The 21,447-nt window shown below is 68.2% G+C and carries 26 protein-coding genes; 17 read left to right on the top strand and 9 right to left on the bottom strand.

What is annotated here, in order from left to right; all coding sequences use genetic code 11:
* Positions 1 to 12: 12 nt before the first annotated feature.
* Positions 13 to 369 (bottom strand): hypothetical protein, encoded by a 357-nt coding sequence (locus ACLJRL_RS21710; RefSeq protein WP_410658068.1) that lies wholly within the window; start codon positions 367 to 369, stop codon positions 13 to 15.
* Between the two features lie 86 nt (positions 370 to 455).
* Entirely contained in the window at positions 456 to 869 is a 414-nt protein-coding gene (locus ACLJRL_RS21715) for a VOC family protein (protein WP_410658069.1), read from the bottom strand.
* 79 nt (positions 870 to 948) lie between these two features.
* On the opposite strand from ACLJRL_RS21715, the gene ACLJRL_RS21720 reads away from it, so the two are divergent.
* The 11 genes from ACLJRL_RS21720 (at position 949) to ACLJRL_RS21770 (ending at position 9,504) form a co-directional block, all read left to right on the top strand.
* Entirely contained in the window at positions 949 to 1,521 is a 573-nt protein-coding gene (locus ACLJRL_RS21720; RefSeq protein ID WP_410658070.1) for a TetR/AcrR family transcriptional regulator, read from the top strand.
* A gap of 152 nt (positions 1,522 to 1,673) precedes the next feature.
* Positions 1,674 to 1,760 carry a putative leader peptide gene (locus ACLJRL_RS21725; RefSeq protein ID WP_360907593.1) on the top strand — a complete coding sequence of 29 codons (87 nt, stop codon included), beginning with the start codon at positions 1,674 to 1,676 and terminating at the stop codon, positions 1,758 to 1,760.
* A 36-nt stretch (positions 1,761 to 1,796) separates the two neighbouring features.
* A complete protein-coding gene (locus tag ACLJRL_RS21730; RefSeq protein ID WP_410658071.1) occupies positions 1,797 to 3,491 on the top strand; it encodes a nitrite/sulfite reductase in 1,695 nt (564 codons plus the stop codon).
* A complete protein-coding gene (locus ACLJRL_RS21735; protein WP_410658072.1) occupies positions 3,488 to 3,640 on the top strand; it encodes an Insertion element protein in 153 nt (50 codons plus the stop codon). The genes ACLJRL_RS21730 and ACLJRL_RS21735 overlap by 4 nt, the downstream gene beginning before the upstream one ends.
* Positions 3,637 to 4,332 carry a phosphoadenylyl-sulfate reductase gene (locus tag ACLJRL_RS21740; protein ID WP_410658073.1) on the top strand — a complete coding sequence of 232 codons (696 nt, stop codon included), beginning with the start codon at positions 3,637 to 3,639 and terminating at the stop codon, positions 4,330 to 4,332. The genes ACLJRL_RS21735 and ACLJRL_RS21740 overlap by 4 nt, the downstream gene beginning before the upstream one ends.
* A gap of 11 nt (positions 4,333 to 4,343) precedes the next feature.
* Positions 4,344 to 5,264: a sulfate adenylyltransferase subunit CysD gene (gene cysD / locus ACLJRL_RS21745; RefSeq protein ID WP_410658074.1), complete on the top strand. Its 921-nt coding sequence runs from the start codon at positions 4,344 to 4,346 to the stop codon at positions 5,262 to 5,264.
* Complete coding sequence (locus ACLJRL_RS21750) at positions 5,264 to 6,526, top strand: sulfate adenylyltransferase subunit 1 (RefSeq protein WP_410658075.1); 1,263 nt, start codon at positions 5,264 to 5,266, stop codon at positions 6,524 to 6,526. Before cysD ends, ACLJRL_RS21750 begins: the two co-directional genes overlap by 1 nt.
* Positions 6,523 to 7,272, top strand: a complete 750-nt coding sequence (locus tag ACLJRL_RS21755; RefSeq protein WP_410658076.1) for a sirohydrochlorin chelatase — start codon at positions 6,523 to 6,525, stop codon at positions 7,270 to 7,272. Before ACLJRL_RS21750 ends, ACLJRL_RS21755 begins: the two co-directional genes overlap by 4 nt.
* Positions 7,273 to 7,467: 195 nt before the next feature.
* On the top strand, positions 7,468 to 8,091 hold the full coding sequence (locus ACLJRL_RS21760) for a cyclase (RefSeq protein WP_410658077.1): 624 nt from the start codon (positions 7,468 to 7,470) through the stop codon (positions 8,089 to 8,091).
* Between the two features lie 85 nt (positions 8,092 to 8,176).
* Positions 8,177 to 8,689, top strand: coding sequence for a DUF3291 domain-containing protein (locus ACLJRL_RS21765; protein WP_410658078.1), 513 nt, complete (start codon positions 8,177 to 8,179; stop codon positions 8,687 to 8,689).
* Positions 8,690 to 8,730: 41 nt separating this feature from the next.
* Positions 8,731 to 9,504 carry an enoyl-CoA hydratase family protein gene (locus ACLJRL_RS21770; RefSeq protein WP_410658079.1) on the top strand — a complete coding sequence of 258 codons (774 nt, stop codon included), beginning with the start codon at positions 8,731 to 8,733 and terminating at the stop codon, positions 9,502 to 9,504.
* Here ACLJRL_RS21770 and ACLJRL_RS21775 read toward each other — a convergent pair.
* From ACLJRL_RS21775 to ACLJRL_RS21785, 3 genes are read right to left on the bottom strand one after another with little or no spacing between them, the layout of a single operon-like run.
* Positions 9,501 to 9,872, bottom strand: coding sequence for a barstar family protein (locus ACLJRL_RS21775; RefSeq protein WP_410658080.1), 372 nt, complete (start codon positions 9,870 to 9,872; stop codon positions 9,501 to 9,503). The genes ACLJRL_RS21770 and ACLJRL_RS21775 overlap by 4 nt on opposite strands.
* Positions 9,869 to 10,354, bottom strand: coding sequence for a ribonuclease domain-containing protein (locus tag ACLJRL_RS21780; RefSeq protein WP_410658081.1), 486 nt, complete (start codon positions 10,352 to 10,354; stop codon positions 9,869 to 9,871). Before ACLJRL_RS21780 ends, ACLJRL_RS21775 begins: the two co-directional genes overlap by 4 nt.
* Positions 10,355 to 10,365: 11 nt before the next feature.
* Entirely contained in the window at positions 10,366 to 10,569 is a 204-nt protein-coding gene (locus tag ACLJRL_RS21785; RefSeq protein WP_410658082.1) for a hypothetical protein, read from the bottom strand.
* A gap of 60 nt (positions 10,570 to 10,629) precedes the next feature.
* On the opposite strand from ACLJRL_RS21785, the gene ACLJRL_RS21790 reads away from it, so the two are divergent.
* The 3 genes from ACLJRL_RS21790 to ACLJRL_RS21800 all read left to right on the top strand — a co-directional run bounded on the left by ACLJRL_RS21790 (position 10,630) and on the right by ACLJRL_RS21800 (position 14,377).
* Positions 10,630 to 11,595 carry a zinc-binding dehydrogenase gene (locus ACLJRL_RS21790; protein ID WP_410658083.1) on the top strand — a complete coding sequence of 322 codons (966 nt, stop codon included), beginning with the start codon at positions 10,630 to 10,632 and terminating at the stop codon, positions 11,593 to 11,595.
* A gap of 183 nt (positions 11,596 to 11,778) precedes the next feature.
* The gene (locus tag ACLJRL_RS21795; RefSeq protein WP_410658084.1) at positions 11,779 to 12,822 is read left to right on the top strand and encodes an alpha/beta fold hydrolase; all 1,044 of its coding nucleotides are present in this window, start codon (positions 11,779 to 11,781) and stop codon (positions 12,820 to 12,822) included.
* 79 nt (positions 12,823 to 12,901) lie between these two features.
* Complete coding sequence (locus ACLJRL_RS21800; protein ID WP_410658085.1) at positions 12,902 to 14,377, top strand: amino acid permease; 1,476 nt, start codon at positions 12,902 to 12,904, stop codon at positions 14,375 to 14,377.
* Here the strand turns inward: ACLJRL_RS21800 and ACLJRL_RS21805 are convergent.
* Positions 14,352 to 15,401 (bottom strand): NAD(P)H-dependent flavin oxidoreductase, encoded by a 1,050-nt coding sequence (locus ACLJRL_RS21805; protein WP_410658086.1) that lies wholly within the window; start codon positions 15,399 to 15,401, stop codon positions 14,352 to 14,354. The two genes, ACLJRL_RS21800 and ACLJRL_RS21805, sit on opposite strands and share 26 nt — an antisense overlap.
* Before the next feature lie 155 nt (positions 15,402 to 15,556).
* Here ACLJRL_RS21805 and ACLJRL_RS21810 point away from each other — a divergent pair, with 155 nt between their 5' ends.
* On the top strand, positions 15,557 to 17,320 hold the full coding sequence (locus ACLJRL_RS21810) for a family 20 glycosylhydrolase (RefSeq protein WP_410658087.1): 1,764 nt from the start codon (positions 15,557 to 15,559) through the stop codon (positions 17,318 to 17,320).
* 60 nt (positions 17,321 to 17,380) lie between these two features.
* On the top strand, positions 17,381 to 17,827 hold the full coding sequence (locus ACLJRL_RS21815; RefSeq protein ID WP_410658088.1) for a pyridoxamine 5'-phosphate oxidase: 447 nt from the start codon (positions 17,381 to 17,383) through the stop codon (positions 17,825 to 17,827).
* On the opposite strand, the gene ACLJRL_RS21820 is transcribed toward ACLJRL_RS21815, so the two are convergent.
* Positions 17,824 to 18,384 carry a Uma2 family endonuclease gene (locus tag ACLJRL_RS21820; protein WP_410658089.1) on the bottom strand — a complete coding sequence of 187 codons (561 nt, stop codon included), beginning with the start codon at positions 18,382 to 18,384 and terminating at the stop codon, positions 17,824 to 17,826. The two genes, ACLJRL_RS21815 and ACLJRL_RS21820, sit on opposite strands and share 4 nt — an antisense overlap.
* A gap of 129 nt (positions 18,385 to 18,513) precedes the next feature.
* A complete protein-coding gene (gene lepA / locus ACLJRL_RS21825) occupies positions 18,514 to 20,355 on the bottom strand; it encodes a translation elongation factor 4 (protein WP_410658090.1) in 1,842 nt (613 codons plus the stop codon).
* Positions 20,356 to 20,468: 113 nt separating this feature from the next.
* Between lepA and ACLJRL_RS21830 the strand changes: the two genes are divergently transcribed.
* Positions 20,469 to 21,056, top strand: a complete 588-nt coding sequence (locus ACLJRL_RS21830; protein WP_410658091.1) for a class I SAM-dependent methyltransferase — start codon at positions 20,469 to 20,471, stop codon at positions 21,054 to 21,056.
* Here ACLJRL_RS21830 and ACLJRL_RS21835 read toward each other — a convergent pair.
* A complete protein-coding gene (locus ACLJRL_RS21835; RefSeq protein WP_410658092.1) occupies positions 21,053 to 21,427 on the bottom strand; it encodes a VOC family protein in 375 nt (124 codons plus the stop codon). The two genes, ACLJRL_RS21830 and ACLJRL_RS21835, sit on opposite strands and share 4 nt — an antisense overlap.
* Positions 21,428 to 21,447 lie beyond the last annotated feature (20 nt).

Genomic DNA, 21,447 nt, shown 5'->3' on the forward strand with positions numbered 1-21,447 from the left:
CACGGAACGTGCCTACCGGTCGGCGATCCGCACCTTGACCGAGGTGGAGCGAGTGCCGTCCTCGAAGCGCACCCAGACGAGCGTCTCCATGTTCATCGAGTAGTCGTTGACCACGTAGTCGAGCGACCAGTCGCCGTACTCATCCGAACGGACGTCACGGCTCATGTTCACCTCGACCAGCACCACGTTGGCCAGATGCCCCCGGGTGTCCGGCGAGCAGCCGACCGCCTCGAACCGGTACGAGCTGCCCTTGTGCAGCACCGCACTCTCCTCGGGTGCGACCAGTCTGCAGCCCTGCTCGGCCCCGGAAGCCGTACCCGGGATCAGCAGGGACGCCAGTACCATCGCGGCGACCACCCATCGGCGCATGCGCAACTCCTCCGTCCTCTGTGGATCGGAGACCGAAGCTAGCGGCGGCAACGGCCTTGCGGGGCCACTCTCACCCGATGTGGTGCCTACGCCAACCCGTTAGCGGCCAGCCACTCCGGGGACGGCGGGATCTGCTCGATGATGTCGATCAGGAACCCGTTCAGGTCCTCGATGTAGAAGTGCCGCTGTCCGAACTCCTCGTCCACGAGTTCCTTGACGATCTTGACCCCCTCCCCGCGCAGCCGCTCGTACTCGGCTGCCGCGTCGGCGACCATCAGCCCGACCATCGACCCGGCGGTCGCCTGCGTCCGCCAGGGCTCCGGTGTGGACTCGTGACCGCGTTTCACGAAGCTCATTTCATACCCCGGCACGCCGACGTTGAGGCTGGAGAACCATTCCAGCTCGATCGTCACCGTCAGCTGCAGGTGCCGCTTCCACCAGGCGGTGGTCTCGGCGATGTCGTCGACGAGCGCACAGGCGCCGAAACCGTTGATTCGCATCTGGTGTTCCTCCTCGGTTAACCACTTGATACGTAGTACTCTAAGTGTAGTGGTTTGAACGACGCAAGGAGATTTCGTGATGCGGCAGAACCCGGAGCGCCGGACGGCTTTGACCGACGCGGCCATCGCCGTCCTCGCCCGCGAGGGCGCGCGTGGCCTCACCTACCGGGCGGTGGACGTCGAGGCGGACGTGCCGCCGGGTACGACGTCCAACTACTTCCGCAACCGGGACCAGCTACTCGGCGAGGTCGGTGTGCGCGTGCACGAACGCGTTTCGGCGCCGGCGGACGTCATGGAGAACCCGCAGGCGGCGACGCCGTCCCGGGACCGCGTCGCCGGCCTGCTCGGCGAACTCATGGGGCGGCTCACCCAGCGCCGCGAGCCCTACCTCGCCCTGCTCGAACTCCGGCTCGAAGCCACCCGCCGCCCGGAACTGGCCTCGATGCTCACCGCGACGATCAAGGAAAGCATCGAAGCGAGCGTCGGCTGGCACGTCGCCGCGGGAATGCCGGGAGGCCGCCCGGAGGTGCTGCTGATGTACCTCGCGCTGACCGGGCTCACCGTCGAACGGCTCACCCTGCCCGAGGTGTTCGCGGACGTCACCGACGACGACGTCATCCGGACCCTCGTGGACCGGCTCCTCCCGTCCTGAGACGTACGCGTTCTCCGTCACAATGGCGAGCCGCGGACTCGAACTTGACCGCAAATCAGGCCTTTGACCAGCGAAAATAGTCGCACCCGGACACTGTTCCCAGCATTCGGACCGGCCTAGACCACATAGTGGGCGCGTGGCACGCTGAACGAATGACCCGCGCCGGAATCACGCTTGTGGCACGCCGCCACGTGGATCTCCGTCGTGTGGCGAGCGCGCTCTGTGCGACGAACCGCTGACTCCCCGCCACCACCACGATCTGCCGGAGGATTCCCATGTCGTCGCCCACGCGCGAGACCCCTGCCCGAACGCCCCGGGTCAAACAGAAGCGCGGCGAGGGCCAGTGGGCTTTGGGGTACCGCGAGCCGCTGAACCCCAACGAGCGGTCGAAGAAGGACGACAACCCGCTCAACGTCCGGTCTCGCATCGAGAACGTCTACGCCCACCGCGGTTTCGACGCGATCGACCCCGGTGACCTCCGCGGCCGGTTCCGCTGGTTCGGCCTGTACACCCAGCGCAAGCCCGGGATCGACGGCGGCCGCACGGCCACGCTCGAACCCGAAGAGCTCGACGACCGCTACTTCATGCTGCGGGTCCGGCTCGACGGCGGCACGCTGACCACCGGCCAGCTCGCCGTGCTCGCCGAGATCTCGCAGACCCACGCACGCGACACCGCCGACATCACCGACCGGCAGAACATCCAGTACCACTGGATCCAGATCGAGGACGTCCCGACGATCTGGGAGAAGCTGGAGAACGCCGGGATGACCACGATGGAGGCCTGCGGCGACAGCCCGCGGGTCATCCTCGGCTCCCCCGTGGCAGGCATCGCCGCGGACGAGGTCATCGACGGCACGCCCGCGATCGACGAGATCAAACGCCGCTACATCGGCGACCCGCGCTACGCGAACCTGCCGCGCAAGTTCAAGACCGCGATCTCGGGCCAGCAGGACGTCGCCCACGAGATCCACGATGTCGCCTTCGTCGGTGTGGAGCACCCCGAGCACGGCCCCGGTTTCGACGTCTGGGTCGGCGGTGGCCTGTCCACCAACCCGATGCTCGGGCAGCGGCTGGGCACCTGGGTCTCGCTCGACGAGGTCCCCGACGTCTGGGAAGGCGTGATCAGCGTCTTCCGGGACTACGGCTACCGGCGCCTGCGTGCCCGTGCCCGCATCAAGTTCCTCGTGAAGGACTGGGGCGCCGCGAAGTTCCGCCAGATCCTCGAGGACGAGTACCTCAAGCGGAAGCTGACCGACGGCCCGGCGCCCGAGGTGCCGGCCACGCAGATCGACCACGTCGGCGTGCACCCGCAGACCGACGGGAAGTTCTACGTCGGCGCCGCGCCGATCGCGGGCCGCGTCTCCGGCGCCACCCTGCTGGCGATCGCCAAGGCCGCCGAACGCGCGGGCTCGAACCGCGTCAGGCTTACGCCGCAGCAGAAGCTCGTGGTCCTCGACGTCCCCGAGGCCGAGGTCGGCGGGCTGAAGACCGAACTGGCCGACCTGGGCCTGCAGACCGAGCCGTCCCCGTTCCGGCGCGGCGTGATGGCCTGCACCGGCCTGGAGTTCTGCAAACTCGCCATCGTCGAGACGAAGGCCCGCGCGATCCAGCTGGTCGACGAGCTGGAGAAGCGGCTGGCCGACATCCAGGCCGAGATCGAGAACCCGGTCACCGTGCACCTCAACGGCTGCCCCAACTCCTGCGCCCGGATCCAGACCGCCGACATCGGGCTCAAGGGCCAGATCGTCACCGACGAGGACGGCAAGCAGGTCGAAGGCTTCCAGGTGCACCTCGGCGGCGGGCTCGGCCTCGACGCCGGGTTCGGCCGGAAACTGCGCGGGCACAAGGTGACCGCGTCGGACCTGACCTCCTACGTCGAGCGGGTCGTCCGGGCGTACGTCACCGGCCGCGAACCGGGCGAGCGGTTCGCCCAGTGGGTCCTGCGGGCAGAAGAGGGCGTTCTGCAGTGACCGAACGAGCGGCCCCGTACTACTGCCCTTACTGCGGCGACGAGGACCTGCGCCCGGAAGAGAACGGGTCGTGGCTGTGCTCGGGCTGCCGACGGGTCTTCACCGTGAAGTTCCTCGGACTGTCCTTTCCGGAGGTGTCGCAAGGATGACCGCCACTGCCGACTACAAGACGCTCGCCGAACGGGCGTCTCAGGAACTCGCGGAAGCGACCCCGACCGAGGCCCTGCGCTGGACCGCCGAGACCTTCGGCGACGACTTCATCGTCGCGTCGAACATGCAGGACGCCGTCCTCATCGATCTGGCCACGCAGGTCAAACCCGACGTCGACGTGCTGTTCCTGCAGACCGGCTACCACTTCCCGGAGACCATCGGCACCCGGGACGCGGTGCAGGCGGTCTACCCGGGCGTGCGGATCGTCAACGCCCAAGCCGCGCAGAGTGTCGCCGAGCAGGACGCCGAGTACGGCCCGAAGCTGCACGAACGCGACCCGAACCAGTGCTGCCAGCTCCGCAAGGTCGTGCCGCTGCGCGACACCCTGGCGAAGTACTCGGCGTGGGTGACCGGTGTCCGCCGCGTCGACGCCCCCACCCGTGCGAACACGCCCATCGTCACCTGGGACGACCGCAACGGGCTGGTGAAGATCAACCCGATCGCACCGTGGTCCGACGACGAGTTCAACGGTTACATCGCCGAGCACGGGATCCTCGAGAACCCGTTGGTGTCCATCGGTTATCTGTCGATCGGCTGCGCTCCGTGCACCGCGAAGGTCGCTCCGGGGCAGGACGCCCGCAGTGGCCGCTGGGCCGGGCAGGGCAAGACCGAGTGCGGTTTGCACGGGTGAGAAGGGACGACATGACCACGCTCGAACCGGCGACCGATGCCGCGCAAGACAACCTCGCGGCGCTGGAGTCCGAGGCCATCCACATCTTCCGCGAGGTGGCGGGCGAGTTCGACCGGCCGGTGATCCTGTTCTCCGGAGGCAAGGACTCGACGCTGCTGCTGCACCTGGCGATCAAGGCTTTCTGGCCCGCGCCGGTGCCGTTCCCGTTGCTGCACGTGGACACCGGGCACAACCTCGACGAGGTCATCGACTTCCGCGACCGCGTGGTCGAGCAGCACGGGCTGCGGCTGCACGTGGCGAAGGTGCAGGACTGGATCGACGACGGCAGGCTCGAGGAGCGCGCCGACGGGATGCGGAACCCGCTGCAGACCACGCCGCTGCTCGACACGATCTCCGAGAACAAGTTCGACGCGGTCTTCGGCGGTGGGCGTCGTGACGAAGAGCGAGCCCGCGCCAAGGAGCGGATCTTCAGCCTGCGCAACTCCTTCGGGCAGTGGGAGCCGCGGCGTCAGCGCCCCGAACTGTGGAACCTCTACAACGGCCGTCACCGCCCCGGCGAGCAGGTCCGCGTCTTCCCGCTGTCCAACTGGACCGAGGCGGACGTCTGGAACTACATCGCGCGGGAGAAGATCGAACTGCCGTCGATCTACTACGCGCACCGGCGCGAGGTCTACCAGCGCGACGGGATGTGGCTGACCGAAGGCCCTTGGGGCGGGCCGCGGCCGGACGAGGTCGTGAAGGAACTGACCGTGCGCTACCGGACCGTCGGCGACGGTTCGTGCACCGGCGCCATCGAATCGGCCGCCGCCACGGTGGACGAGGTCATCGCCGAGGTCTCGGCCTCCCGGCTCACCGAACGCGGCGCCACCCGTGCCGACGACCGGATGTCGGAGGCGGCGATGGAAGACCGCAAACGTGAGGGGTACTTCTGATGTCCAGCCTCCTGAGGCTCGCGACCGCGGGCAGTGTGGACGACGGGAAGTCGACCCTGGTCGGGCGGCTCCTCTACGACACCAAGTCGGTGCTCGCCGACCAGCTGGACGCGGTGACCCGCGCCAGTGTCGACAAAGGACTGTCCACTCCGGACTTGTCGCTGCTCGTCGACGGCCTGCGCTCGGAACGCGAGCAGGGCATCACGATCGACGTGGCGTACCGGTATTTCGCGACGCCGAGGCGCAGCTTCGTCCTCGCGGACACCCCGGGCCACGTGCAGTACACGCGGAACACGGTGACCGGGGCGTCCACCGCGCAACTGGCCGTGCTGCTGGTCGACGCGCGCAAGGGCGTCATCGAGCAGACCCGCCGTCACGCCGCGGTGCTCGCACTGCTCGGCGTGCCGCATCTGGTGCTGGCGGTGAACAAGATCGACCTCGTCGGCTACGACGAAGCGACCTTCACCGTGATCGCCGAGGAGTTCGCCGAGCACGCCGCGTCGCTCGGTTACGAGCGTGGTTCCGTGCTCGCGGTGCCGGTTTCGGCGCTGGAGGGCGACAACGTCGCGGAGAAGTCGGACAAGACCCCGTGGTACTCCGGCCCGACCTTGCTGGAGCACCTGGAAACCGTGCCCGTGGCACCGGATCCGCACGATTCGGCGTTCCGCTTCCCGGTGCAGTACGTGATCCGGCCGCGCACGGCCGATCACCCCGACTACCGGGGCTACGCCGGACAGATCGCGGCGGGCACCATCCGGCCGGGTGACGAGATCGTCGTGCTCCCCCAAGGGATTCGCAGCCGGGTCGAAGGCATCGACACCGCCGACGGGCCCCTCGCCGAAGCCGGGTCGGGAACCTCGGTGACCCTGTTGCTCGCCGACGATCTCGACATCTCCCGCGGGGATCTGATCGCCGCGGCGGACCGGCAACCCACCGTGACCGACGAGATCACCGCGACGTTGTGCTGGCTCTCGGCCAAGGCGCTCAAGCCGGGCGCGCGAGTGCTGGTGAAGCACGGTGCGCGGACGGTCCAGGCCCTCGTCGACGAAATCCACGCACGCTTCGACGAGCAAACACTGTCCAGTGTGGACAGCCCGGATACGTTGGAGCTCAACGATATCGGCCGGGTCACACTGCGGCTCGCCGAGGCGATCGGGGTGGACGACTACGGCGTCAGCCCGCGGACCGGCGCGTTCCTGGTCATCGACCCGAAGGACGGCGACACCCTCGCCGCCGGGCTCGTCGGCGAAAGGTTCGCATGACCTCAAGCCTCACTCCGCCACTGGTCGCCGTCGCCCACGGCAGCCGCGACCCGCGGTCCGCTGCGACCATCCGCGCGCTGCTCGACGTTTCCCGTGGCCTGGCACCGGGTCTCGACATCCGTGAGTCCTTTTTGGACCTCTCGGAGCCCTTGCTGACGGATGCTCTGCGTGGCCTGTACGCCGAGGGGCACCGCGAGGTCGTCGTGGTGCCCCTGCTGCTCGGCGTGGCCTACCACGCCCGGGTGGACCTGCCGGCGCTCGTCGCCGAGGCGACCGCGGACTGCCCGGGGCTCGAGGTGCGCGTGTCCGGGGTCCTGGGCATCGACCCGCTCATCGAGACGGTCGCGCTGGACAGGCTCACCGAGGCGGGCGCCGACCTCGACGACCCGGCACTGGGTGTCCTGCTGGCCGGCGTCGGCTCGTCGAACGTCGCCGCGAACGACGCCGTCGCCGGGATCACCACCCGCTGGCACCTGCGGCGCGGACTGCTCGCGACCCCGGCCTTCGCTAGCGCCGCTCAGCCGGACGTGCCGGCCGCCATCGCGCGGTTGAGGCTCCAGGGCGCCGAACGCCTCGCCGTCGCGGGCTGGTTCCTCGCGCCGGGATTGCTGCCGGACCGGATCGCGCGTCTCGCCCGGGAAGCCGACCCCTCGGTGCTCGTCGCCGGGCCGCTGGGTCCGGATCCGCGGATCGCCGGGCTCGTCCTCGAACGCTACGACGTCGCCGCTGCCCGGCTCGCCGCCTGATTCATCGTCACGGTAGAGACGGCGTGTCCCATTCGGGCGCTTGATGCCGATATTCGGTGGGTCTTGTTGCCAGTTCCGTGACGCCTCGCGTATGGGAACGGCCCTTTCTTGACGAGTTAGTTAACTTGCCGGTAACTATCTAAACGCCGCGCGGCTCGGTTTCTCTCCCCATCGAACCCCCAAGGTAGGTGGAACATGAAGGCTGCCCTCCGTGCCCTCGTCTGCGCTTCGGCCGCGATCGTCCCGCTCATCGGTCTCGCCGTCCCCGCTTCGGCGGCGACCACCGTCGTCTTCGACTGCGAGGCCAAGCCCCCGCTCGTCGGCAACCAGTACCTCAAGCTGAACCAGGACGCCGACGTCACCGCGCCGGCCACGGTCGCGCCCGGCGCCGCCCTCGACATCGTCATCGACCCGGCGGCCAACACGGTCCCGGCCGAGGTCAGCGGCTACCAGGTCAAGCACATCAAGGACTTCGCCCTGAAGATCCCGATCCCGGCGAACTCCACCTGGGTGAGCGCCGACCTCAGCGGTGGCTCCGGCATCGGCACGACCCCGCCGAAGATCACCGTCTCCGGCAGCGTCGCGACGTTGAGCTTCCCCGGCCCGATCGCCGGTGGCTCGACGTTCGAACTGCCGACCGTGACCGCGCATCTCACCGCCGGCTCGTCCGGCACCATCGAAACGAAACTGGGCGGCACCAGCTATGGCGACCCGGGCCTGACCTTCACCGCGGTGGTCAGCGCGGGCTTCGACGTGTCGGCGCCGACGTCCTGTTTCCCGAACCCGAGCCCCACGTTCTCCACGACGACGATCGGCTGACCGCCCGAAGGACCCAAAGTCCCTGAAGGCCATTTCGGCAGGATTGAAGTGGCCTTCAGGGGCCCGTCCCGGGCACGATCGCGACATGACTGCCTTCGAACTGGCACAGGTGACCATCGCCCGAATGCTGGCGCCGTTCAAAGATCCCTCGATGCAGGATTTCGTGACCGGTCTGGCCCTGGTCAACGCCAGCGCCGACGTCGCACCCGGCTTCATCTGGCGGCTGCAGGTCGAAGACGGCGACATGAGCGCTGTGCGCGCGTTCGACTGGGACATGGGAGACAGCTTCGGCGTACTGCCCAACATATCCGTGTGGACGTCGGTGGAAGCACTCTCCGACTTCGTGTTCTCCGGTGAACACCTCGCTTATCTCAAACGGCGCCGCGAATGGTTCCTGCCGGTCAAGGACATGATGACCGCGCTGTGGTGGGTCCCGTCCGGGCACCAGCCGACGGTCGACGAGTGCGTGGCCAAGGTCCGCCACCTGCGAGAGAACGGCCCGATACCGGAGGTCTTCACGCTGCGGACGCAGTTCCCGAGGCCGGACGTCGCGGCCGGACCTCGCGACGGCGACCCGGACAGCTCTGTCGCGGCCTAGTTCTGTCGCAGCCTGGCGAGCCCTTGTGCGAGGGTGTGGCCATGGCTGACGAACTGGTGCATTACGACGTGGCGGGCGGCACCGCCACGATCACCTTGGACTCCCCGCACAACCGCAACGCGCTCTCCGCCCAGCTGCGGCGGGAACTGAGCGATTCGCTGGACAAGGCGCAGGCGGACGACGCGGTACGGGTCATCGTGCTCACCCACACCGGGCCGGTGTTCTGCGCCGGGATGGACCTCAAGGAGGCCCGCGGCGCCGGTGCGGGCGACCAGGGCGTCAACGAGTTCCCGAAGATCCTCGAGCAGCTGTGGACCAGCCCCAAGCCCGTGGTGGCGAAGCTGGCCGGCCCCGCGCGGGCCGGGGGTATCGGCATGGTCGCCGCGACCGACATCGCCGTCGCGGTGCACGAAGCGACCTTCGCCTTCTCCGAGGTGCGGATCGGTGTCGTACCGGCCGTCATCTCGCTCACCGTGCTGCCCCGGCTCAACGCCCGCGCGGCGCACGAGCTGTTCCTGACCGGCGACAAGTTCGACGCGAAGCGGGCGGTCGAGATCGGCCTGCTGAACTCCGCCGTCTCCGCCGACGAACTCGACGGTGAGGTCGCCCGGTACGTCGACGCGCTCGCCCTCGGCGGGCCGAAGGCGCTCGCGGCGACGAAGGAACTGCTCAGCAGGCCGCGTCCGGCTACCCCGGGCGAGGGCTTCGAGGCCATGAACAAACTGTCCGCAGGGTTCTTCGCGAGCGAAGAGGGCCAAGAGGGCATCACGGCCTTCGCGCAAAAGCGCACGCCGAACTGGGTTCCCGAGGGCTAGTCGGGCAGGACGACGGTGAGGCGCCTGGAGTCCGACCGGTCACCGGACGGCCCCAGCGCCCGCTGCGCGTCGGAAAGCACGCTGCGGACGGCCAGGTAAGCCTTGGGGTCGCGGTCCTTGAGCACCGTGGACCCGGACCAGATCAGCACGTGCTCGCCGGGCGGAAGCCAGGCCAGGTCGGTGAGGCAGTCGTAGAGCGCGTCGAGGTTCTTCCCGAAGTAGTCGGGGAACGACAGCGCCTCCGCGATCGCGTCCAGGATGGACGCCTTGTCGACCGTCCGGCTCCCGTCGATGAAGTGCGGATACGCACCCCGGGCGAACGCCTTCTCCGCCGCGGCCTTCGCCACGGGCTCTTCCGCGGCGCTCATCGAGTGATGTCCACTACGACGAAGGACTTGTAGTGGTCGTCGGTGAAGAACAGCTCTTTGCCGGAGCCGGTCACCAGCCGCTTCGCCCCGCGATCCGGGCTCCCCGGTGTCTTGACCGTGTATTCGCGGTAGTAGCCGGAGTCCTTGGCGGGCAGGATCTTCTCCCGGTTCTGGAAGAGGACGTCGTCGTTGCGCGGATACGGGTACGGCCCGCCCGCCTTGATGAGCCGCCACGTCTCGGACGCCTGCGGGGGCAGCCCGGACAGCGGCTTGACCGGGAGCCCTGACTCTTCGCCCGCGACCTTGCCCTTGACCCGGCTCGCCCCGGCCTCGCCCGTCGGGCCTGCCGAAGCGGACGAACTCGCCGGAGCCGAAGTGCTCTTCGTGTCGTCGCCGCTGATGCCGTCCTTGACCAGCCAGCCGGCGAGCACCAGCACGATGAGGCCGATCAGGGCGGCGGTGATCCGCCTACGGTTGAACATGGTTGGCCAGCTTAGGAGGGCCGGTCGGAGCGGTCGGCATCGCGGGCCGTGCCGAAGAGCCGGGCGACCTTGCCGAACAGCGTGTCGAGTGCCCACGCCGCGACCAGGCACAGCGGCACCACGACCACCATGACCAGCACGAACTGGACCGGGAACCCGGCCTGCGCAAGCCAAAGCTCGACGCCGTCCCACCAGTCAGCAAGCCCGTTGAACACGGGGTGAGCCTACGCTCGTGGCATCTGCGCGCGATGGGCAGGCAGGGGTAGGTTGCTGACATGTTCGCCGTCTACGCATCCGAACCCAACGCCGAAAAGCCGCTGGACTCGCTCGTGATCGGCGAGCGTCCCGAGCCTGACGTGCCCGAAGGCTGGGTGCGGGTCAACGTCAAGGCCGCGAGCCTGAACATGCACGATCTGTGGACGCTGCGCGGGGTCGGCATCAAACCCGAGCAGTTCCCGATGATCCTGGGCTGCGACGGCGCGGGCACCCTCGACGACGGCACCGAGGTCGTCCTCCACTCGGTGATCAACGCCCCCGGCTGGCAGGGCGACGACACCCTCGACCCGAAGCGGACCCTGCTGACCGAGAAGCACCAGGGCTCCTTCGCCGAGCAGGTCGTCGTGCCGGCACGCAACGTCGTGCCGAAACCGGCGGGCCTGAGCTTCGCCGAAGCCGCGACCATGGGCACGGCCTGGCTGACGGCGTACCGGATGCTGTTCGTGAAGTCCGGGCTACGGCCAGGACAGACGATGCTCGTCCAGGGCGCCTCCGGCGGCGTTTCGACCGCCCTCGTGCAGCTCGGGCGGGCAGCGGGCTTCCGTGTCTGGGTGACAGGCCGTAGCGAGGAGAAGCGCGCGCTGGCCGAGAATCTGGGCGCACATCAGACCTTTGAGTCCGGCGCGAGGCTGCCCGAGCGGGTCGACGCGGTCTTCGAGACCGTCGGCAAGGCGACCTGGTCCCACTCGGTGAAGTCGCTCAAACCCGGCGGGATCATCGTCGTCTCAGGCTCCACCAGCGGACCGGATGCTCACGCGGAGTTGCAGCGCGTGTTCTTTCTGCAACTGCGCATCGCGGGTTCGACCATGGGCACCAGGGACGAACTGACCGATCTCCTGGCCTATCTGGAGCTCACCGGCGTCCGTCCGCAGATCGGTGCCGAATTGCCGTTCGCAGATGCCGAAACCGGGTTTAAGAACATGCTCGATGGGGAAACTTCAGGCAAGGTCGTCTTCCGACATTGATCGGAGGGGTGCAGTGTCCCCCTTGATGCGGTCAAGGGCGCACATCAGCGCACGTCGCGGCGTTCCACGCAGGTCAAGCAGGTATTTTGCGGTCTTGTCAAGTGTCAAGAATGTTATGACTAAGCCGCTTTCTCACTACCAAAGTTCGACCAAAATCCGACCTCTCGCCGCTAACCTTGAATCATGACCGCATCGCAGCGGCCCGAACCGGCGGACCCGGGGGGCCGGAACACCACCGAAACCGACCCGATCCGCGTCTCCTTTCGACGCTACGCAGGTGTACGCACCAGAGTGCTCGAAGTCGGGCCGCAGCCGCCTGTGTCCACCGACCGCACGCCCCGCAGGGTGCTCGGCAAGCGGACGACGGCACGCGGGCACGCCAAACCGACGGCACCGAGGCTGGTGCTGCTGCACGGCTACTGCGACAGCGCCGACACCTGGCGCCCCGTTCTGGAGCTGCTCGCGGCCGCCGGTATTCCGGCGGTCGCGGTCGATCTGCCCGGCTTCGGTGACGCTCAGCCACTGCGCCCCGGCCCGATGCTGCCGCAGCTCGACGCCTTCGCCGCGGCCGTGATCAAGGAGCAGGCCGTACTCGGCACCGTGGTGCTCGCCGGAAACTCGCTCGGGGGCACGATGAGCCTGCGCGCCGCCGAGAACCACCGGCTTCCGGTCGCGGGCGTGGTGTCGATCGCCGCACCCGGTTTCGTGGACAGCTGGCTCATCCGCACCGTGGCCCGCTATCCGCTGCCGCTGCGGATGTACTCGGCCCTGCCGCTGCCGATCCCCGGCTTCCTCGTCCGAGCGGTCGCCGAGCAGGTCGTGCCCCGGCTCCTGTACGCCGACGCCACCGCGGCGGACGTCGCCCAGGTCCGGCGCTTCACGGCCCTGTTCCCGGACTACCGCTCCACCACCACCCGGCTCGAGCAGGCGAGGCAACTCGTCGAGGAACTGGTGGACGCCTACCGGCTCGAAGAGGTCCACATCCCGCTGCTGGTGGTCGTCTGCGGCAAGGACAAGCTGGTCAGCGCCGCCTCGGGGCGGCAGCTGCACGCGCTGGTCCCGCACAGCAGGCTGATGGTCCGCGAGGACTGGGGCCACTGTCCCCAGCTGGACGACCCGGTCGAAATCTCGGAGCTGCTGACCTACTTCGCGGCCAGCGCGGCCAGGCCCGCGAAGATCGCTTCTCGTGTGGCTGCCGAAGTGAGCGAGGACACCGTCGCCGGATAGGTGCGATGTCCCGTCTGCCAGTACGGTGCCCTTCGGACTGTGACCCAGTCCGAAGGGCACAACCTGTTGGGAGACGACGATGTCCGCACCGCGCAGCCTGGGCTCGGGATCCGGGGTATTCCGCCGCAAGCCGATCGAGCAGATCGAAGAAACCAGTGAAGGCGGTGGGCTCCAGCGCACGCTGGGCCTGCGGCAGCTGACCGCGATCGGGGTCGGCGGGATCATCGGCGCGGGGATCTTCTCCCTGGCCGGAGCGGTCGCGCACGAGACGGCCGGACCCGCCGTGCTCATCTCGTTCCTCATCGCCGGTATCGCGAGCGCGGCCGCGGCGTTCTCCTACGCCGAGTTCGCCGGGCTCATCCCCCGTGCCGGATCCGCCTACACCTATGGCTACACCGTGCTGGGCGAGATCGTCGGGTGGTTCATCGGCTGGGACCTGTTGCTGGAGTACACGGCGATCGTGGCGGTGGTCGCGATCGGTATCTCCGGCTACTTCAACGAGCTGCTGGGTTACCTGAACATCGAACTGCCGACGTGGATGCTGGGCGCTCCGGGCACCGAAAAGGCCGGGATCGAACCGGGGTCCTACAAGATCAACCTGTTCGCCGTGCTGCTGTGCCTGCTGATCGCCTTCATCCTCAACCAGGGCATGAAGAACGCGGCCCGGTTCGAGACGCTGCTGGTCTACCTGAAGGTCGGCCTGGTCCTGCTGGTGGTCGTCGTCGGCGTCTTCCACATCAACACCGACAACTACTCGAACTTCTTCCCGTTCGGCCTCAGCGGCGCGTTCACGGGTGCGGCGACGGTGTTCTTCGCGGTCTTCGGCTACGACGCCATGTCCACCGCGGCCGAGGAATCGACCGACTCCCAGAAGCACATGCCGAAAGCGATCCTCTACTCGCTCGCCATTTCGATGGTGCTCTACGTGCTGGCCTGCCTGGTCCTGACCGGGATGGTCAACTTCAAGGACATCGACAGTGAAGCCGCCTTCTCCAGTGCCTTCGCCGGTCTCGGGATGAAGTGGCTCGGCATCATCATCGCGGTCGGCGCGATCATCGGTATCACCACGGTGCTGTTCACCTTCCTCATGGGCGCGAGCCGGGTCGGCTACTCGATGAGCCGCGACGGCCTGCTGCCCAAGTGGTTCGGCAAGACCCACCCGGTGCGGAAGGTGCCGAACCGGATGACCTGGGTGCTCGGCGGAGCGTCGGCGCTCATCGCGGGTCTGCTGCCCATCGGTGAAGCCGCCGAACTGACGAATATCGGCATCCTGCTCGCGTTCGTGGTCGTCTGCATCGCGGTGATCGTGCTGCGCTACAAGCAGCCGGATCTGCCTCGGACGTTCAAGACCCCGGGCATGCCGGTGGTGCCGATCATCGGCATCGTCTTCTCGATCTGGCTGATCACGTTCCTGAACCCGGAGACCTGGCTGCGCTTCGCGGCCTGGTTCGCCATCGGCCTGATCATCTACTTCGCCTACAGCCGTCGTCACTCCGCGATGAACACGAACAACGACGAAGCGAAGAAGATCAGCGGAGACGACTCAAGCGCGTAGCGGCTTCGCGGGCTTCGGTCTGGAGGCGGTCGACGATCGCCGCCGCCGGGCCGGAGCCCGCGAGTTCGTAGGTCTGCCCCGCGTAGAGCGACATGATCTCCGGGTCGCCGGCCTTCCCCGCCGCCGCACGGATCGGCTTCGTCAGGTTGTTGACCTCCGGGTACGCCGACGGCGCGGTGGCCGAGAACTCGGCGACCGCACGGTTGACCAGGGCGCGGGCCGGGCGCCCACTGAACGCCCTTGTGAACGCGGTCGTCCTGCCCCCGTCCGCCAGCGCCTGGCGGTGCGCCGGCTGAGTCCCGGCCTCGTCCGCACGCAGGAACGCGGTACCCAGCGCGGCCGCGACGGCACCCGCCGCGAGCACCGCCGCGATGTCCGCGCCGTGCACCAGGCCGCCGGTCGCGATGAGCGGAAGATCAGTCCTCGCCGAGACCAGGCGAAGCAGGCTGAGCACCCCGTACTGGGCGCCCCCGCCTTCGGTTCCGGGTTCATCGGCGAAGAGCCCTCGATGCGCCCCGGCTTCGAATCCCTGAACGACGAGCGCGTCCGCGCCGACCGCGACGGCCTGATCGGCCTCCGCCGGGCTGGTGACCGTGACGGCCACCTTGCTTCCGTTGGCGTGCAGGCGTTCGACGTCCTCGGGCGACGGGCTGCCGAAGGTGAAGGAGACGACCGGCACCTTCCGGTCCAGGACGACCTCCAGCTTCGCGGCGTACGCGTCGTCGTCCCAGCGTGGCTCGCCGGGCTCGACGCCGTAACGGTCAGCCTCCGCGCGCCAGCGCTCGACGTGCCCGCCGAGGTCCGCTCCGGCGGCACCGCCCGGGACGAACAGGTTCACGCCGAACGGGTCGCCGGTCAGCTCGGCCGTCTTCGCGATCCGCTCGTCGAGGGCTTCGGCGCTCAGATAACCGCCGGCCAGGAAGCCGAACCCGCCCGCCGCGGTCACCGCGGCCACCAGCTCGGGAGTGGTCGGCCCGCCCGCCATCGGGGCCGCGATCACGGGAAAACGCAGGTTCTCGAACACGAATCCGACGATAGTCCTCCTTCGGAAATACGGAATGTGACCTTCGAGTCACTCCCAGGTTCCCCCTTGGTGGTCTAGACCTTTGTCGTCGAAAATGCGACGATCGGACCTGTCGTGACGCGGGTCACGTCTCCCCCTGCCCCAGGAGGCCCCTGGTGAAGACCTTGAGAGCGCGGCTGAGCCGCGCCGTCGTCGGGGTGACGCTGCTCGCCGGCGTCACCACCGCAGCCGCCCCCGTCGCCGACGCGGCGACCCCACCACTGCAGGCGATCGTCCCCGTCCCCGTCTCGGCCCAAGCCGTCACCGGCGCCGACCACACCCTGACCGCGACCACGAAGATCTACACCCAGGCCGGTTCGGCACCGGCCAAGGCCGTCGGCGACTACCTCGCCGGTGTCCTGCGCAAGTCCACCGGCTTCGCCCTGCCGGTCTCCGACGCGCCGTCCGGCACGCCCGCCGACGGCATCTCGCTCCTGCTGTCCGGCGCCGACTCGCGTGTCGGCGACCAGGGCTACCAGCTGAACTCCACGACCGCCTCGGTCATCCTGCGCGCGACGACGGCCCAGGGCCTCTTCGGCGGCGTGCAGACGCTTCGGCAGTTGCTGCCCGGCAAGGTCGAGAGCGCGACCGTGCAGGCAGGCCCCTGGACGGTCCCGGGCGCCAACGTCCTCGACTACCCGCGCTTCGGCTACCGCGGCGCGATGCTCGACGTCGCCCGGCACTTCCACCCGGTCGCGTCGGTCAAGCGGTACATCGACCAGCTGGCGCAGTACAAGATCAACAATCTGCACCTGCATCTCGCCGACGACCAGGGCTGGCGGATCCAGATCGACAGCTGGCCGCGCCTGACCACCTACGGCGGCAGCACCCAGGTCGGCGGCGGCGCCGGCGGCTACTACACCAAGGCGCAGTACACCGAGATCGTGAACTACGCGGCTTCGCGGTTCATCACGGTCATCCCGGAGATCGACATGCCCGGGCACACCAACGCCGCCCAGGCGTCGTACGCGGAGCTGAACTGCAACAACACCGCTCCCCCGCTGCGCACCGACACCGCAGTCGGCTACAGCTCGCTGTGCATCTCGAAAGAGATCACCTACACCTTCGTCTCGGATGTGATCCGGGAGATCGCCGCGCTGACGCCCGGCCCGTACTTCCACCTCGGTGGTGACGAGGCCCAGGCCACCACCGACGCGGACTACCGCACCTTCATGAACCGCGTCCTGCCGCTGGTGGCCGCCAACGGCAAGCAGGTCGTCGGCTGGCACGAGATCGGCAAGGCCACCCTGCCCGCCACGGCGACCCCGCAGTTCTGGGGCACCACGACGTCGAGCACGGAGGTCTCGAACGCCGTCGCCCGCGGCAGCAAGGTGATCCTCTCGCCGGCGAACAAGGCTTACCTGGACATGAAGTACAACTCCAGCACGCCTATCGGGCTCTCGTGGGCGGGCTACATCGAAGTGCAGGACGCCTACAACTGGAACCCGGGCGCCTACCTCTCCGGTGTCCCCGAATCCGCCGTCCGCGGTGTCGAATCCCCGCTGTGGACCGAAACCGTGGCGACCCCGGCGAACATCGACTACCTCGCCTTCCCGAGGCTCCCGGCGCACGCCGAACTCGGCTGGTCGCCGTGGTCGACGCACGACTGGAACACCTTCCGGGTCCGGCTGGGCGCGCAGGCTCCGCGCTGGCAGGCGCAGGGCATCGCCTACTACGCCTCGAGCCAGATCCCGTGGGAGACCGGTTCCGGCAACCCGGGCACCTGTTCGCTCCCCGCGTGGACCAGCACGTCGCCATACGGCGGCAGCACGAACGTCTCCCACAACGGGCACAAGTGGTACGCGAAGTGGTGGACGCAGGGCGAAGAGCCCGGCACCACCGGTCAATGGGGCGTCTGGCGCGACGACGGCGCCTGCTGATCCTCCTTTCCCGTTCGCCTGCCCGGCCTCTCACCGGGCCGGGCAGGCTACGGTGGAGGCATGGCCGCTGATCTCGAAGTCGTTCGCCGCCTTTCCCTCCAGGAGCACGGACTCGCGACCGTTTCGACGGTCCGCGCGGACGGCACCGTCCACTCCTCGGTGGTCAACGCCGGGGTGATCGAAGATCCCGTCACCCAAGCGGCAGGCGTCGGTTTCGTCGCCATGGGCGGGGTGAAGAAACTCGACCTCTTCCGCCGGGCGGGCCACGCCACGATCACCTTCCGCCGCGGCTGGGAATGGGCGGCCGTCCAGGGCGCCACCCACCTCATCGGCCCGGACGACCCGGATGCGGCCTTCGATCCCGCCGGTCTCCCCCGGCTGCTGCGCGACGTGTTCGTCGCCGCGACCGGGACCCATGACGACTGGGACGAGTACGACCGCGCGATGGCCGCCGAACGCCGGGTCGCCGTCTTCGTTACGGCGAACCGCGTCAGCGGGAACCGCTAACCCAGCTCGGACGGCAGGAAGCTGACCGGAAAGGGCCGGACGAGTTCGCACGGTTCGTCACCGGCGGCCTTCAGCACCTGCCGGTACTCACCGCCGGCGTCCAGCTCGAACACGGTCAGCTCCGGGCCGTCCGGGTCGATCACCCAGTAGTACGGCACACCCACCCGCTGGTAGATCGCCTTTTTCGTATTGAGGTCGTAGAGGGCGGTGCTCGGCGAGAGCACCTCCACCGCGAGAACCGGCGGCTCGGGCAGATCCTTCTCGGTGAAGTCCTGTTCCCAGCCCACCAGGACATCGGGCTGGAGTTCCACGCTGTCCCCGATGTGCACGGCGAAGGGAGCCGCCAGCACGTCGAACTGCGGCGGGCAAGCCTCTTCGAGGATCCCGTACAGCGCGAGGCCGATCTTCTGATGTCTTCGCCCGGGTGCCGGGCTCACGATGAGTGTTCCGTCGACGAGTTCGTAACGGCGGCCATCCTCCGGCAGTCCCTCCAGATCGCGCACCGTCAAAGGCGCCGACCCGGCCCGCGGGAAGAGGCTCTCCGTCATGACAGTCATGGTGCTCTCCTTTCGTCCGTGAGACCAGAGCGCACCACAAGGCACCGACAAGAACTGAGGCTTCGGGGTCCGGAGACGCGAAAAGGTCGCCCGAAAGCGTTACTCGGGCGACCTTTTCGCGAAGTGTTCTTACTTCTTCTTAGTGCCGGTGTCGTCTGTGGACAGTGCCGCGACGAAGGCCTCTTGCGGGACCTCGACCCGGCCGACGGTCTTCATCCGCTTCTTGCCTTCCTTCTGCTTTTCCAGCAGCTTGCGCTTACGCGAGATGTCACCGCCGTAGCACTTCGCGAGCACGTCCTTGCGGATCGCGCGAATGGTCTCGCGGGCGATGATGCGGGCACCGATGGCGGCCTGGATCGGCACCTCGAAGTTCTGCCGCGGGATCAGCTCGCGAAGCCGGTTCACCATGCGGTTGCCGTAGTTGTAGGCGTCGTCCTTGTGCACGATCGCGGAGAACGCGTCGACACCCTCGCCCTGAAGCAGGATGTCCACCTTGACCAGATCGGCCGCCTGCGAGCCGGCCTCTTCGTAGTCCAGCGACGCGTAGCCGCGCGTACGCGACTTCAGCGTGTCGAAGAAGTCGAAGATGATTTCACCCAGCGGCATGTTGTACCGCAGCTCGACCCGGTCCTCGGACAGGTAATCCATGCCGAGCAGCTGGCCGCGTTTGTTCTGGCACAGCTCCATGACGGTGCCGATGAACTCCGACGGCGCCAGGATGCTCACCTTGCTGACCGGCTCGAGGACCTTGTCGATCTTGTTCCCGGTCGGCCAGTCCGAGGGATTGGTGACGTGGATTTCCTTGCCGTCGTCCAGCACGACGTCGTAGACCACGTTCGGCGCGGTGGAGATGAGGTCGAGGCCGAACTCACGCTCGAGGCGGTCGCGGGTGATCTCCAGATGCAGCAGACCGAGGAAGCCGCAGCGGAAGCCGAAGCCGAGCGCCACTGACGTCTCGGGCTCATAGTCCAGCGCGGCGTCGTTGAGCTGAAGTTTGTCCAGGGCCTCGCGCAGGTCGGGGTAATCCGAACCGTCCACCGGATACAGTCCGGAGTAGACCATCGGTTTCGGCTCGCGGTAACCCGCGAGGGCCTCCTTCGCGCCGTGGCGCTCGGACGTCACGGTGTCGCCGACCTTGGACTGACGGACGTCTTTCACGCCGGTGATCAGGTAGCCGACCTCGCCGACGCCGAGCCCCTTGCTGGGCTTGGGCTCCGGCGAGATGATCCCGACTTCCAGCAGCTCGTGCGTGGCGCCGGTGGACATCATCTTGATGCGCTCGCGCGGGGTGATCTTGCCGTCGATGACCCTGATGTAGGTCACGACGCCCCGGTAGGTGTCGTAAACCGAGTCGAAGATCATCGCCCGTGCCGGAGCGTCCGCGTCACCCTCCGGGGCGGGCACCTGCTTCACGACCGCGTCGAGGAGGTCACCGACCCCGACGCCGGTCTTCGCGGACACACGCAGCACGTCCGACGGCTCACAGCCGATGATGTGCGCGAGCTCGCCGGCGTACTTGTCCGGGTCGGCGGACGGCAGGTCGATCTTGTTGAGCACCGGGATGATCTGGAGGTTGTTCTCCAGCGCGAGGTACAGGTTCGCGAGCGTCTGCGCCTCGATTCCCTGTGCGGCGTCGACCAGCAGGACGGCCCCTTCGCACGCTTCGAGCGCGCGGGAGACCTCGTAGGTGAAGTCGACGTGGCCCGGGGTGTCGATCATGTGCAACACATGATCTTGCCCGGCGACCTTCCAGGGCAGGCGCACGTTCTGCGCCTTGATGGTGATCCCGCGCTCTCGCTCGATGTCCATCCGGTCGAGGTACTGCGCCCGCATGGCCCGTTCTTCGACCACGCCGGTGAGCTGCAGCATCCGGTCGGCCAGGGTCGACTTGCCGTGGTCGATGTGCGCGATGATGCAGAAGTTCCGGATCAATTCCGGCGGCGTGAAGGTCGTGTCGGCGAACGTCGTCAACGGGTTTCCTCGCGAAGGTCGGGGTGTGCCACCTCTATGGTCCCATGCCGCTCCGGGTGCGAGTGGGGGTCATCCCCGATGCGGCCTCCGGTGAGCTGTGGTGCCCTCGAAGTATGAGTACTTCACTGATCCAAATGCTCGACCGCACGTTCGGCCATCCCAGAGGACTGCTCGGCCGGTTCGGTGGCCTGGCGATGGCGCACGGCAACGCCGCCACCGAACTCAGAGTCGTCGAACTGGCGTCGATCGAATCCGGCGAAACCGCCCTCGTGGTGGGCCCGGGCCCAGGGATCGGCCTGCAAGCCGCCGCCGAGCGCGCCGGTCGCGCCATCGGCGTCGATCCCTCCCCGGAGATGCTGGCCCGCTCCCGCCGCCGGTGCGGCGACGAGGTGGAACTGCGCAGCGGGACCGCGGACTCCACGGGCGAGGACGACGAGAGCGTGGACGTGGTCCTGAGCGTCAACAACGTGCAGCTGTGGGAGGACCGGGCGGCCGGGTTCGCCGAGCTGTACCGCGTACTGCGGCCGGGCGGCAGGCTGCTGCTGTCGTCACACGAGAAGTGGCTGCCGGTGTCCCGCCACGAGCTGGCCGACGAAGCGGCCGCCGCCGGCTTCACCGACCTGCAGACCTGGACCTGGGAGCCACCGGGCTTCGGCGCCTCCCTCGCCGCTCAGCTGCGTGCGGTCAAACCCGCCACTTAGCGCGGGTCGGTGCGCAGCGGATGCTCCCGCGGCACCTCGACCAGCACGATCCGGGTGCCGTCCGGGTCGGCGATCCACGCCTCGTCCAGCCCCCACGGCTCACGCCGCGCCTCGCGGACCGGCTCCACACCCTTGGCCGCGAGTTCCTCGATCGCCGCGGACAGGTCGCGGACCTGCAGCCACAGGGCCACGTCGGGGGTCGGACCGGTCTTCCCGGTCCCGACGATCTCGAGTGATCCGTTCCCGGCGAAGAAGACCGTGCCGCCGGGGAACTCCTTGTCGATCGCCAGCCCCAGGGTGTCCCGATAGAACGCCGTCGTCACGTCGAGGTCCTTCGGGTGGATCAGCACCCTGCTGCTCAGCACGTCCATGGCTCAATCCTTACCGGATG

The organism is Amycolatopsis sp. lyj-112, from assembly GCF_046549055.1.
Classification (GTDB): Bacteria; Actinomycetota; Actinomycetes; order Mycobacteriales; family Pseudonocardiaceae; genus Amycolatopsis.